The sequence below is a fragment of the Paraburkholderia sp. RAU6.4a genome, assembly GCF_050435625.1.
Taxonomy (GTDB): Bacteria; Pseudomonadota; Gammaproteobacteria; order Burkholderiales; family Burkholderiaceae; genus Paraburkholderia; species Paraburkholderia tuberum.
This window is the reverse complement of record NZ_JBNDKQ010000002.1, coordinates 2,670,713-2,683,860: the sequence shown is the minus strand read 5'-3', so window position 1 is coordinate 2,683,860 and position 13,148 is coordinate 2,670,713. Positions and strand designations below refer to the sequence as shown.

11 protein-coding genes are annotated in these 13,148 nt (G+C 65.7%); 9 read left to right on the top strand and 2 right to left on the bottom strand.

Annotated features, from left to right (window positions below; genetic code table 11):
- Positions 1–280: 280 nt before the first annotated feature.
- From OKW40_RS17255 to OKW40_RS17215, 9 genes are all read left to right on the top strand, one after another.
- Positions 281–1,672: an amino acid permease gene (locus tag OKW40_RS17255; protein ID WP_429490652.1), complete on the top strand. Its 1,392-nt coding sequence runs from the start codon at positions 281–283 to the stop codon at positions 1,670–1,672.
- 415 nt (positions 1,673–2,087) lie between these two features.
- On the top strand, positions 2,088–2,609 hold the full coding sequence (locus tag OKW40_RS17250; RefSeq protein ID WP_429490650.1) for a (2Fe-2S)-binding protein: 522 nt from the start codon (positions 2,088–2,090) through the stop codon (positions 2,607–2,609).
- Positions 2,610–2,619: 10 nt separating this feature from the next.
- Complete coding sequence (locus OKW40_RS17245; RefSeq protein WP_429490648.1) at positions 2,620–5,001, top strand: xanthine dehydrogenase family protein molybdopterin-binding subunit; 2,382 nt, start codon at positions 2,620–2,622, stop codon at positions 4,999–5,001.
- Positions 5,002–5,029: 28 nt separating this feature from the next.
- Positions 5,030–5,827, top strand: coding sequence for an FAD binding domain-containing protein (locus OKW40_RS17240; RefSeq protein WP_187612077.1), 798 nt, complete (start codon positions 5,030–5,032; stop codon positions 5,825–5,827).
- 168 nt (positions 5,828–5,995) lie between these two features.
- The gene (locus tag OKW40_RS17235) at positions 5,996–6,877 is read left to right on the top strand and encodes an AAA family ATPase (protein ID WP_429490646.1); all 882 of its coding nucleotides are present in this window, start codon (positions 5,996–5,998) and stop codon (positions 6,875–6,877) included.
- An 11-nt stretch (positions 6,878–6,888) separates the two neighbouring features.
- Positions 6,889–8,154: a vWA domain-containing protein gene (locus OKW40_RS17230; protein WP_429490644.1), complete on the top strand. Its 1,266-nt coding sequence runs from the start codon at positions 6,889–6,891 to the stop codon at positions 8,152–8,154.
- Entirely contained in the window at positions 8,145–8,759 is a 615-nt protein-coding gene (locus OKW40_RS17225; RefSeq protein ID WP_429490642.1) for a CoxG family protein, read from the top strand. Before OKW40_RS17230 ends, OKW40_RS17225 begins: the two co-directional genes overlap by 10 nt.
- Positions 8,732–9,754 (top strand): XdhC family protein, encoded by a 1,023-nt coding sequence (locus OKW40_RS17220; protein WP_429490640.1) that lies wholly within the window; start codon positions 8,732–8,734, stop codon positions 9,752–9,754. The genes OKW40_RS17225 and OKW40_RS17220 overlap by 28 nt, the downstream gene beginning before the upstream one ends.
- Positions 9,755–9,763: 9 nt before the next feature.
- On the top strand, positions 9,764–11,662 hold the full coding sequence (locus tag OKW40_RS17215) for a DUF3857 domain-containing transglutaminase family protein (protein ID WP_429490638.1): 1,899 nt from the start codon (positions 9,764–9,766) through the stop codon (positions 11,660–11,662).
- A gap of 11 nt (positions 11,663–11,673) precedes the next feature.
- Here the strand turns inward: OKW40_RS17215 and OKW40_RS17210 are convergent, their stop codons facing one another.
- On the bottom strand, positions 11,674–12,720 hold the full coding sequence (locus tag OKW40_RS17210) for a serine/threonine protein kinase (protein ID WP_429490636.1): 1,047 nt from the start codon (positions 12,718–12,720) through the stop codon (positions 11,674–11,676).
- Between the two features lie 209 nt (positions 12,721–12,929).
- Positions 12,930–13,142 (bottom strand): hypothetical protein, encoded by a 213-nt coding sequence (locus tag OKW40_RS17205; RefSeq protein WP_018419122.1) that lies wholly within the window; start codon positions 13,140–13,142, stop codon positions 12,930–12,932.
- Positions 13,143–13,148 lie beyond the last annotated feature (6 nt).

Here is a 13,148-nt window from a genome sequence, read left to right as displayed (position 1 = left end):
GTGCCTGCGGCGTTGCGCCGCAGTCGTCCGATCGTGGCGCCGGCGCAATCGGAGAGATTCCATCCTCATCAATTGACTATTCAGTAAATAGCTTCACCGCCGCCCCGCTTCCGGCACCGCAAGACCTCCTCGAAATCACCTCCTGGCGGGAGTTTCCGCCCATCGCCTTGGCCCAGAAAGCGCCGCGCGCGAACCAGCCCGGCGACACGCATCCGCTAGAATCGCGGGTTTTCCCGACATTCGGCGCGCAACACGCGTGCACCACTGGAGACCCACGCCAATGTCCCTGTTTCGCAAAAAGAGCGTCGAGCACATGCTTGCGGCGAGCGCTCAGACCGCCGGCCTGAAAAAGGCGCTGGGCGCGCTCGACCTGACTTTCCTCGGCGTCGGCGCCATCATCGGCACCGGCATCTTCGTGCTGACCGGCACGGGCGCCTTACAGGCCGGTCCCGCGCTGATGATCTCGTTCCTGATCGCGGCGATCGCCTGCGGCTTCGCCGCGCTCGCCTACGCTGAATTCGCATCGACGATTCCGGTCGCCGGTTCGATCTACACGTACTCGTATGCGACGCTCGGCGAACTGGCCGCGTGGATCATCGGCTGGGACCTGATGCTCGAGTACGGGCTCGCGACCTCGGCGGTGTCGGTCGGCTGGTCCGGCTATCTGCAGTCGTTGCTGTCGGGCTTCGGCGTATCGCTGCCGATGGCGCTGAGCGCAGCCCCCGGCGCCGTGCCCGGACACGAAACGCTGTTCAACCTGCCCGCCTTCCTCGTGATGATGGCGATCACCACGCTGCTGTCGCTCGGCGTGCGCGAATCCGCGCGAATCAACAACATCATGGTTGCGATCAAGGTCGTCGTCGTGCTGCTCGTGATCGGCGTCGGCGTGTTTCACGTCACGCCGGCCAACTGGCACCCGTTCATGCCTCACGGCTGGAGCGGCGTGTTCGGCGCGGCCGCGGTGATGTTCTTCGCGTTCATCGGCTTCGACTCGGTGTCGTCGGCGGCCGAAGAAGTGAAGAATCCGAAGCGCGACCTCCCGATCGGCATCATCGCGTCGCTCGGTGTGTGCGCGGTGCTGTATGTGGCCGTGGCCGCGGTCGTCACCGGCATCGTGCCGTCCGAGAAGTTCATGGGCATTTCGCACCCGGTGTCGTACGCGCTGCAACTCGCGGGGCAGAACTGGGTCGCCGGCTTCATCGACCTCGGCGCCGTGCTCGGCATGCTGACCGTGATTCTCGTGATGGCCTACGGTCAGACGCGGGTGATCTTCGCGATGTCGCGCGACGGCCTGCTGCCCGCGAAGCTGTCGAAAGTGCATCCGCGTTTCGCGACGCCGTTCTTCACGACGTGGCTCGTCGGCATCTTCTTCGGCCTGATCGGCGCGCTGGTGCCGCTCAATGTGTTGGCTGAGCTGATCAATATCGGCACGCTCGCGGCGTTCTCGGTGGTATCGATCGCGGTGCTCGTGCTGCGCAAGACGCACCCACAGCTGCCGCGCGCGTTCCGTTGCCCTGGCGTGCCGGTCGTGCCGGTGCTCGCGGTCGCATCGTGCCTGTTCCTGATGCTGAATCTGCAAGGCATCACGTGGGGCGCGTTCGTGATCTGGCTGCTGATCGGCATGGTTATCTATTTCGGCTACTCGCGCCGTCATTCGAAACTGGCAAAGTAAAGCGCCGTTCCGATGAAGCCACGCCAATGAGCTGAATGCTCGCGAGCGTGGCCTCGCTTTCCGCTGATCTATCGATGCGCCCCGTCATGCTCCGCAGACGGGGCGCTTGTCTTTGCGGCGTCCCATTCCGTGGCCGCCGTGTTCTCTTCGTGCGCTCGCGCGCGCCGAACACACTTCCCCTCATAGCGCGCCCGCGCGATTTGTGCTTTACTTTTCGGCAGATTTGTAAAACCCGTAGCACCCTCATCGGACTTGGCGAATCGAAGTCAGCACGCAGTCGAAGCAAAGCAGGGGCAATAACAATCACAGGTCCGGTCTCACCCACAGCAACTATCTTGCATGGGATCGTGGTCTGCGCCGAGGCAGGGATCGATACGCCGAAGCGCTCGCTCCGATCAATATAGGAGACAGCTTCATGGCGATCAGCATCAGTCTGACGGTCAATGGCGCGCCCGTGAGCGCCTCAGTCGACCCTGGCACCCTGCTTGTCCAGTTCCTGCGCGATCAACTCCGTCTGACCGGCACCCATGTCGGCTGCGATACGGCGCAATGCGGCGCCTGCACCGTGCATCTGAGCGGCCGCGCGATCAAGTCCTGCAACATCCTCGCCGTGCAAGCCGATGGCGCGGAAGTCACGACCATCGAAGGGCTCGCGCACAACGGCGCGCTGCATCCGATGCAGGCCGCGTTCAAACACTGCCACGGTCTGCAATGCGGCTTCTGCACGCCGGGCATGGTGATGAACGCGGTGTCGCTGGTGCAGCGTCAACCCGATCTGACCGGCGACGAGGTGCGCGAGCAGCTCGACGGCAACCTATGCCGCTGTACGGGCTATCACAACATCGTCAAGGCCGTGCTCGAGGGCGCCGCGGGTATGAAGTCCGCCGCATCGAGCGCATCTGCCGGCGCGAATGCCGCCGGCGCCACCGCCGCCTGAGGAGCCGTCGATGAACGCACCCGATACACAGAGCCTGATTGGCGCCGCCGTCGAACGCAAGGAAGACTATCGCTTCCTGACCGGCAAAGGCCAGTACACCGACGACATCGTGCTGCCGCAGCAAACCTACGCGGAGTTCCTGCGCTCACCGCACGCGCACGCGAAGATCAGAAGCATCGACACGAGCGCGGCCAAACAGTCGCCGGGCGTGATCGCGATCTTCACCGGCGCGGATCTCGCCGCCGACAACGTCGGCGGACTGCCGTGCGGCTGGCTGATCCATAGCACCGACGGCAAGCCGATGAACGAGCCGCCGCATCCGGTGATCGCGCATACGAAAGCACGGCACGTTGGCGATCAGGTCGCGCTCGTGATCGCTGAATCGATCAAGGCGGCGAAAGATGCGGCAGAACTGATCGACGTCGATTACGAAGAACTGCCGGCCGTCGTCGATACCGCGCATGCGGCCGACCCGGGTCAAGCGGCCGTGCACGACGAAGTGCCCGACAACGTCTGCTACAACTGGGGCCACGGCGACAAGGCCGCGACCGACGCCGCGTTCGCGAAAGCCGCACACGTGACCACGCTCGATATCGTCAACAACCGCCTCGTGCCGAACGCGATCGAACCGCGCGCGGTCAACGCGAACTATTCGGCGCAGGACGAGAGCTACACGCTGTACGTCGCGAATCAGAACCCGCACGTCGAGCGGCTGCTGATGGCCGCGTTCGTGCTGTCGCTGCCGGAATCGAAGCTGCGCGTGATCGCGCCGGACGTCGGCGGCGGCTTCGGCTCGAAGATCTTCCTGTACGCCGAAGACGTCGCGCTCACCTGGGCGTCGAAGAAGATCGGCCGGCCGGTCAAATGGACCGCCGAGCGCTCCGAGGCGTTCCTTTCCGATGCGCATGGCCGCGATCACGTGACCAAAGCCGAGCTTGCGCTGGACGCCGACGGCAAGTTCCTCGCCATGCGCGTGCATACGATCGCTAACATGGGCGCGTATCTGTCGACGTTCGCGTCGAGCGTGCCGACGATCCTGTACGCGACGCTGCTCGCCGGGCAATACGCGACGCCCGCGATCTACGCCGAAGTGAAGGCCGTCTTCACCAACACCGTTCCGGTCGATGCGTATCGCGGCGCGGGCCGGCCGGAAGCGACGTTCGTCGTCGAGCGCCTGGTGGAAGCCGCGGCGCGCGAGATGAAACTCGACCCCGCGGAAATCCGCCGCCGCAATTTCATCACGCAATTCCCGTACGCGACGCCGGTCGGCCTCACCTACGACACCGGCGACTACAACGCGATCCTGTCGCGCGCGCTCACGCTCGCGGACGTCGAGGGCTTCGCCGCACGCCGGCAGGAATCCGAAAAGAACGGCAAGCGCCGCGGCCTCGGCTATTCGTGCTACATCGAGGCATGCGGTCTCGCGCCGTCGAACATCGCGGGCGCGCTCGGCGCGCGCGCGGGCTTGTTCGAAGTCGGCCAGATTCGCGTACATCCGACCGGCTCGGTCACCGTGTTCACGGGCTCGCACAGTCACGGCCAGGGGCATGAGACGACCTTCGCGCAAGTCGTCGCGGATCGCCTCGGCATTCCGCTCGAAAGCGTCGAGATCGTGCACGGCGACACCGGCCGCATCGCGTTCGGCATGGGCACGTATGGTTCGCGTTCGATCGCGGTCGGCGGCTCGGCCATCTCGAAGGCGCTCGACAAGATCGAAGCAAAGGCGAAGAAGATCGCCGCGCATCTGCTCGAAGCGTCGGCTGAGGACATCGAGTTCAGGAACGGTGTGTTCCGCGTCGCGGGCACCGACCGCACCAAGGCGTTCGCGGAGATCTCGCTCGCCGCGTACGTGCCGCACAACTATCCGCTCGACGTGCTCGAACCGGGGCTCGAAGAAAGCGCGTTCTACGATCCGACCAACTTCACGTATCCGTCGGGTGCGTATATCTGCGAGATCGAAGTCGATCCGGACACCGGCGTCTCCCGCATCCAGCAGTTCACCGCGGTCGACGATTTTGGCAACGTGATCAATCCGATGATCGTCGAAGGTCAGGTGCATGGCGGGCTCGGGCAAGGCATCGGTCAGGCGATGCTCGAGCGCTGCGTGTACGACAACGACAGCGGCCAGCTGCTGTCCGGCTCGTACATGGACTATGCGATGCCGCATGCGTCCGACCTGCCCGACTTCACGGTCGAAACGTCGAAGGGCACGCCGTGCACGCACAATCCGCTCGGCGTCAAGGGCTGCGGCGAAGCGGGCGCGATCGGCTCACCGCCGGCCGTGATCAACGCGATCATCGACGCGCTCGCGCCGCTTGGCGTGACCAATCTGCAGATGCCGGCCACGCCGCATCGCGTCTGGTCCGCGATTCAAGCGGCGAAGCAAGACTGACCCAACGATCCTGAGCGGAGCATTCGACATGTATTCATTCGAGTATCAACGCGCGACGGATCCGCAAGCGGCCGCCGCAGCCCTCACCGCCGACAGCGACGCGAAGTTCCTCGCCGGCGGCCAGAGCCTTCTGCCGACGATGCGCCTGCGTCTCGCGCAGCCGTCGCAACTGATCGACGTGACGCGCATTCCCGCGCTCAGGACGATCACCGTCGACGCCAGCATGGTGACGATCGGCGCGGCCGTCTGTCACGCGGACGTCGCCGAACACGCGGACGTGCGGCGCGTGTTGCCCGCGCTCGCGGAGCTGGCCGCGAATATCGGCGATCGCCAGGTGCGCGCGCTCGGCACGATCGGCGGCTCGCTCGCGAACAACGACCCGGCCGCGTGCTACCCGGCGGCGGCGATGGGCCTCGATGCGACGATCGTCACGGACCGGCGGCGCATCGCTTCGGCCGACTTCTTCGTCGGCATGTACGAGACCGCGCTCGCGCCCGACGAGCTGATCGTCGCCGTCGAGTTTCCGGTGCCCGAGCGTGCCGCATACGAGAAATTCCGCAATCCGGCCTCGCACTTCGCGCTGGTCGGCGTGTTCGTCGCGAAGGTCGCGAGCGGCGTGCGCGTCGCGGTAACGGGGGCGGCGTCATCGGTGTTTCGCGTGGCCGAGCTCGAAAGCGCGCTGTCGACGAACTTCACGCCCGAGGCGGCACGTGCAGTGAGCGTGTCGCCCGACGAGCTGAACGACGACATGCACGCGAGCGCCGCGTATCGCGCGCATCTGATTCCGGTGCTCGCCGCGCGCGCGGTCACGAAGGCAAATGCCTAGCGATCCTCGCTAGGCGCCCCGGCTTGCCGCGCCTTCAACACGGTGCGCGCAAGCCGGCTTCGTTCACTTCGCGAGCCGGCGCGACAGTTCGACGCCGGGCTCGCGGCCATTGCGTTCTTCACTCGCGCCACGCTTTGCCATGGCCTGTCGCGCAGATTCAGGACCACCATGCAGCCGGCTTCGATCGACGACACCCTCGCCCAACTCGCCGCCAAACGCTATTTCGCGAGCCGCGAGCTCGCGACCGCACTGTATCTCGCGCTGCGCATGGAGCGGCCGTTGTTCGTCGAAGGCGAGCCGGGTGTCGGCAAAACCGAGCTCGCGAAAGCGGCGGCGGGCATGCTCGGCACCACGCTGCTGCGGCTGCAATGCTATGAAGGCCTCGACACCGCGAGCGCGCTTTACGAATGGGACTACCCGCGCCAGATCATGGCGCTGCGGCTTGCCGAAGCGAGCGGCGAGCGCCCCGACAACGACACGCTATATCGTGGCGAATTCCTGCTGAAGCGTCCGCTTCTGCAGGCGTTGATGCCCGACGAAAACCATCCCGGCGCGCGGCGCGTGCTGCTGATCGACGAAATCGACCGCGCCGACGAACCGTTCGAGGCATTCCTGCTCGAACTCCTGTCCGACTTCCAGGTATCGATTCCCGAATACGGCACCGTGCGCGCGACGCAGCCGCCGCTCGTCATCATGACGTCGAACCGCACGCGCGAAGTTCACGACGCGTTGAAGCGCCGCTGTCTGTATCAATGGATCGGCTATCCCGACCGCGATCGCGAACTGGAGATCGTCGCCGCGCGCGCGCCGCAAACGTCGGCGCAATTGCAGCGGCGCGCGGTCGACTTCGTGCATCGGCTGCGCGGCATGGATCTGTTCAAGGCGCCCGGCATCGCCGAGACGATCGACTGGTGCCGCGCGCTCGAAGCGCTGTCGGTCACGGAGCTCGATCCGCAATCGGTGCAGAACACGCTCGGCGTGCTGCTCAAGTATCAGGACGATCTCGCGCGTGTGGATGCCGCGCAGATCGCGCAGTGTCTGTCCGGGTGAGGGTGATTGGCATGACGAACGGAACCGGCTCGGGCAGGCTCGACGACACGAACCAGCACACTGCGCCAACGCTCGCGCGCAACGTCGTCCATTTCGTGCGCGTGCTGCGCGGCGCCGGCTTGCCGATGTCGCCCGCACAGGCAGTCGACGCACTCGCCGCGTTGCAGTGGATCGACCTCGGCCGCCGCGACGACGTGCACGCCGCGCTTGCCGCGCTGCTCGTCACCGCGCCCGACGAACGCGAACTCTTCAATGCCGCGTTCGATCTGTTCTGGCGCGACCCCGATTGGGAAGGCAAGCTGCGCGCGCTGCTGCTGCCGAAAGTGCGCGACGGGCTGCCACCGCCGAAGCGCAACAACCGTCTCGCCGATGCGCTCGCGGTGCGCATGCCACCGTCGCCGCATCTGCATGCGCCGCAGGAAACCGAGCAGCACGAGTTGCATGCGCAGTTGACGTTCAGCGCAGAAGAGCGGCTGCGTCATCGCGATTTCGACACGCTGAACGCCGACGAATGGCGCACGCTGCGGCATCTGATTCGCGGCCAGCGGCTGCCGCTCGCAACCGAATCGACGCGGCGCCTGAAGGCGGCATCGCACGGCACGCATGCGGACTTGCGCGCGAGCGCGCGGCATGCGGTGCGCGCCGGTGGCGACTGGACCGTGTGGAAGTATCGCGCGAGGGTCGAGCGCAAGCCGCCGCTCGTGCTGCTGCTCGACATTTCCGGCTCGATGAGCAACTACTCGCGCGCGGTGCTCTACTTTTGCCACGCGTTGTTGCAGTCGCGCGAACGTCTGCAGGTGTTTCTGTTCGGCACGCGGCTCACGAACGCGACGCGCGCATTGCGCGAACGCGATCCGGACGTCGCGATCGCGACGCTCAGCGATCAGGTGGTCGACTGGTCGGGCGGCACGCGCATCGGCGCGGCGCTCGCCGAGTTCAACCGACGCTGGGCGCGCCGCGTGCTCACAGGTCGTGCGACGGTGCTGCTCGTCACCGACGGTCTCGATCACGAAGCGATCGACGTGCTCGATACCGAAATGGCGCGGCTCGCACGCTTCGCGCATCGCATCGTGTGGCTCAATCCGCTGCTGCGGTTCAGCGGCTTTACTCCGAAGGCGCGCGGCGTGCAGGCGATCCTGCCGTATGTCGACGCGCATCGTCCGGTTCATAATCTAGACAGTCTCGCAGCATTCGGCCACGATCTCGCGCAACTGACGCGCGCGCCTCGCCACGCCGTCGCCGCGACGACATTCGCAGGAGCAACGTCATGGAATTGAGCGAAATTCATACGCTGCCGGTCGCGCAGCAGCAAACGTGGGACGCGTTGAACGACACCGAGATTCTGCGCGCTTGCATCCCCGGCTGCGAAAGCATCGACCCGGACGGCGAAAACGCGTACCTGGTCACGCTGAGCGCGGCGGTCGGCCCGGTCAAGGCGCGCTTCAAGGGGCGCATGCAACTGACCGATATCGACGCGCCGAACACCTACACCATTGTGTTCGAAGGCCAGGGCGGCGCCGCGGGTTTTGCCAAGGGCAACACGCATGTCACGCTCGAAGCCGACGGCGATGCCGCGACGAAGCTCTCCTACACCGCCAATGCGCAGGTCGGCGGCAAGCTCGCGCAGATCGGCTCGCGGCTCGTCGACGGTGCGGCGCGCAAGATTGCGGGGGAGTTTTTCAAGCGCTTGAGCGCCCAGCTCTCGGGAGACAATAGCGCTCATGAAACAGCGGAAGGCGACGCCCCGGTGCATACCGAAACCGGAGCCGAAGCCGCATCCGCCTCCGAGCAAACGGAATCGAACGAGGCCGCGGACGGCGAGTCCGGCGGCGAAGCAAAGAAAGGGAAGAAATCATGGACAGCGTGGATCTCGAAGTTCTGAAAACCAGCGCCCGCTGGCTGGCGGACGGACATCGCGCGCTCCTCGTGACGGTCGTGAAGACGTGGGGCTCGTCGCCGCGTCCCGAGGGCGCGATGCTCGCGGTGCGCGACGACGGACTCGTGGTGGGCTCGGTGTCGGGCGGCTGCATCGAAGACGATCTGATCGATCGCGTGCGGCAACGGGGCATCGAGCAGACACATCCGGAGGCGGTGAAGTACGGCATCACGGCCGAGGAAGCGCATCGCTTCGGCCTGCCGTGCGGCGGCACGATCCAGCTCGTGCTCGAACCGTTGACGCGGCAAAGCGGCATCGCCGAGCTGTGTCACGCGGTCGAAAATGGCCGGCTCGTCGCGCGCGAACTCGACATGACGACGGGCGCGGTGCGGCTCGACGACGCGCAGGCGACCGACGGCGTGCATTTCGACGGTGAGCGTCTGTTGACGATCCACGGCCCGCGCTACCGGATGCTAGTGATCGGCGCCGGGCAGTTGTCTCGCTACCTGTGCCATATCGCGGTCGGGCTCGATTATCAGGTGACGGTCTGCGATCCGCGCGAGGAATACACCGAGGAATGGGACGTGCCGGGCGCGAAGATCGTACGCACGATGCCGGACGATACCGTGATCGACATGAAGCTCGACGAGCGCTGCGCAGTGATCGCGCTCACGCACGATCCGAAGCTCGACGATCTCGCGCTGATGGAAGCATTGAAGACGCCGGCGTTTTATGTCGGCGCGCTCGGCTCGCGCAGGAACAATCACGCGCGACGCGAGCGCCTGAAGGAGTTCGATCTGAACGAAGCCGAACTGGCCCGCTTGCACGGACCTGTCGGCATTTATATCGGCAGCAGGACGCCGCCCGAGATCGCGGTGTCGATTCTGGCGGAGGTGACGGCGGCGAAAAATGGCGTGTCGCTGCCGACGCTATTGCAGGTCGAAGGCGCGAAGGCCGCGCGGGAGATTGCGGCGTCGGGTGGCGCCGCTTACAGCGTGTAGCCCGCCGTCATGCGACTCTGCCTCGTGGTCCTTGCCTCCGCCGGCTGGCTGGCCGGCGTTCACGCCGCGAGCGCGAGCGCGCCGCTCAACCTGGACGATCCCTACGCCAACGAAGGCGAGACGCAGACCTTCACCGTCAACGCTGACGGCTCGTATGCGAAGCTCGATTCGATGACGCTGCGCGTGAACAACGAAGCCGGCGTCGAGCGGGTCGCTCAGCAATACGTCTGGTTCAACCGCAACATGGCCGACGTGCAGATCCTCGAGGCCTACACGGTCACCGCCGACGGCAAGCGTCACGATGTTGCGCCCGAGCAGATCCGCGACGTGCAGGAAGTCCGCTCGTTCGACGCGCCGATGTTCCAGGACATCCAGGAAAAGGTGATCGTGTTCCCCGCGGTCGAACCCGGCGCGCGCGTGCATCTGACGTACCGCAAGACGCAGCGTCAGCCGATAGTGCCGGGCGAATTCAGCGACTTCACGCCGCCCGATCTCGCTCCGACCCGCAACTTCCGCCTGATCTACGACCTGCCCGCCGACAAGCCGCTGTATGCGGACGCGCGCGGCTTCAGCGCAGTGACACCGGTCACGCGCGACGGCCGCACGCGTTACGAATTCCGCTATGACAAGGCACACTTCGACCGGCTCGAACGCGGCTCGGTCGCGTACGTGTCGTACGGTGATCGGCTGATGGTGTCGACCTTCCCGAGCTATGCCGCGTTCGCCGCCTCCTATCGCAGCTCCGCGGCCGACCCGGGCGCGCACGACGTCGCGATCACCCAGTTCGCGCAGCAGCTGAGCGCGCACGATCACACCCCACACGACAAAGCCAAAACGCTGTACGACTGGGTTCGCCGCAATATCCGCTATGTCGCGATCTACGTCGGACGTGGCGCCGTCGTGCCGCACAGCGCGAGCGCGATTCTCGCGAACCGCTATGGCGACTGCAAGGACCACGTCGCGCTCTACGGCGCGCTGCTCGACGCGGTCGGCGTGCGCAACGAGCCGGCGTTGATCAGCAGCGGCACGATCTACACGCTGCCGAGCGTCCCGGGCTACGGCGTCATCAATCATGCGATCACGTGGCTACCCGATTTGCAGATGTACGCGGATTCGACCGCGTCGAACGTCGAATTCGGTTTTCTGCCTTCGTCCGACATGGACCGTCCTACCGTGCTGATCGGCGACGGCGTGCTCGCGCAAACGCCGGCCACCGCGCAGATGTCGCGCAGCACCGATCTCGCGATCAAGATTGAACCGGATGGCTCGGCGAGCTTCACGTATCGGCTGCAGGATGCCGGGCCGTACGCCGAGCAGGCCCGCGCGCGGCTGCGCACGCAAACGCCCGCGCAACGCGAGGAATCGATTCAGGCCGAGTTACGCAACGCGAATCTGCGCGGCACCGCGACCCTGACGACGAGCGACCTCAGCGCGGCCGACGGCCCGCTCACGCTGACGATGAAAGGCACGCTCGAGAGTCTCGTGGTGACCGGCATGACGGCCTCGATTCCGGCCTTGACGAGCCTCGGCGGCGGCGTCGAAGCCGACACGCGCTACTGGCTCGGCGAACGCAAGCGCACGCAGCCGTTCGTGTGCCACAACCTCGCGATCCACGAACGCGCGCGCATCGAACTGCCGGCCAATTTCCGCGTGCTCGACATGCCGGAGGCGCAACGCACGCTGGACCGCTTCGTCGATTTCACGTCGCAGTACGCGTTCGACCCGCGCAGCAACGTGGTCACGATGACGCGCGACGGCGCCACCCATTTCGACAGCGACGTCTGCACGCCCGACGATTTCACGCGCATGCGTCCCGCGATCGAAGCGATTGGGCGGGACGTGCGCGCGGAGGTGATCGTCAGATCGACGTTGGTGGAGTCGTCGAATGTGGCGTCGCAGGCGCCTTGACCGTCAAGACGTCAAACCGGCCACAACGGCCCTTCCTGCATCGCGCCGATCTGCTCGCGCATCTCGAGGATGCGATCTTCCCAGAAGCGCTGCGTGTTGAACCACGGAAACGCGGCTGGAAACGCCGGATCGTTCCAGCGGCGCGCGAGCCATGCCTGATAGTGAATCAGCCGCAACGTGCGCAGCGCTTCGATCAGATACAGCTCGCGCGGCTCGAATTCGCAGAAATCCTCGTAACCGGCGAGCAGATCGGCCAGCGCGCGCGACGCCTCCGCACGCTCGCCCGGCAGCAGCAGCCACAGATCCTGAATCGCGGGCCCCATGCGGCTGTCGTCGAAATCGACGAAATGCGGGCCCGCGTCGGTCCACAGCACGTTGCTCGGATGACAGTCGCCGTGCAGACGCAGCCTGCGAATCTCGCCAGCCCGCTCGAACGCACCCGCGACGCCTTCGAGCGCGAGATTCACGACGGTTTCCCACGCGGTGCGCAGATCGTCGGGCACGAAACGGTGCGCGAGCAGGAAGTCGCGCGGCTCGTAGCCGAACGTGTCGATGTTTAGCGTGGGACGTTCTACGTAGTCCTCGGTCTGCCCGATCGCATGAATGCGTCCGATGAAACGCCCCAGCCATTCCAGCGTGTCGCGCCGGTCGAGATCCGGCGCGCGACCGCCGCGTCGCTCGAAGACCGAGAAGCGGAAGCCGTCGAAGCTGTGCAGCGTGCGGCCATCGAGCACGCGCGCGGGCACGGCTGGGATCTCGCGCGCGGCGAGTTCGGCGACGAACGCGTGCTCTTCGAGAATCCCCGCGTCGCTCCAGCGCTCGGGACGATAGAACTTCGCGACCACGGGCGGACCGTCTTCGACGCCGACCTGATACACGCGATTTTCGTAGCTGTTGAGCGGCAGCAGACGGCCGTCGGTACGCACGCCGGTCGTTGCGAGCACGCCGTCGATCGCGTCGAGCACGGTTTCCGGCGTGAGCCGCGCGAATGGCACGGCGCCATCGGCGCCGGCCTCGGGATAGGAATTGTCGGGAATGGTGTCGTTCATGCCCCGCATTGTGCGCCGCGCCGCGGGTAAAGACGAGGGCGACGACTCACAATGCGTGGGTGGCATCGCTAGAAATACGGGCTGATTTGGGACGCGCCGTGAATCGACGCGCGCATCGGCCCACGGCGATGCTGGCGAGCCGAGCTCACCTTACAGCATCACTACAGCCCGCACCTGCGGGTCACACAACGGCAATGAGCAACCGGTCAGCCTCTCGTTCAATGCGTCTGCGCGCCGGCCGGACGTATCAGGTCGCCGGTATCGATCAGATCTTCCAGGAAAAAGGGTTCGGTATTGAGTTGCTGCGAGGCGCCGGGCTCGCCGGCGTACCATGCCACCATCGCCATGTCGCCAAGAATGCGCATGACGATTCCGCGCGCGCCTTGCGGCACGGCGATATGTACCGATCGGACAATGGAACCGACTTCCATGATAAT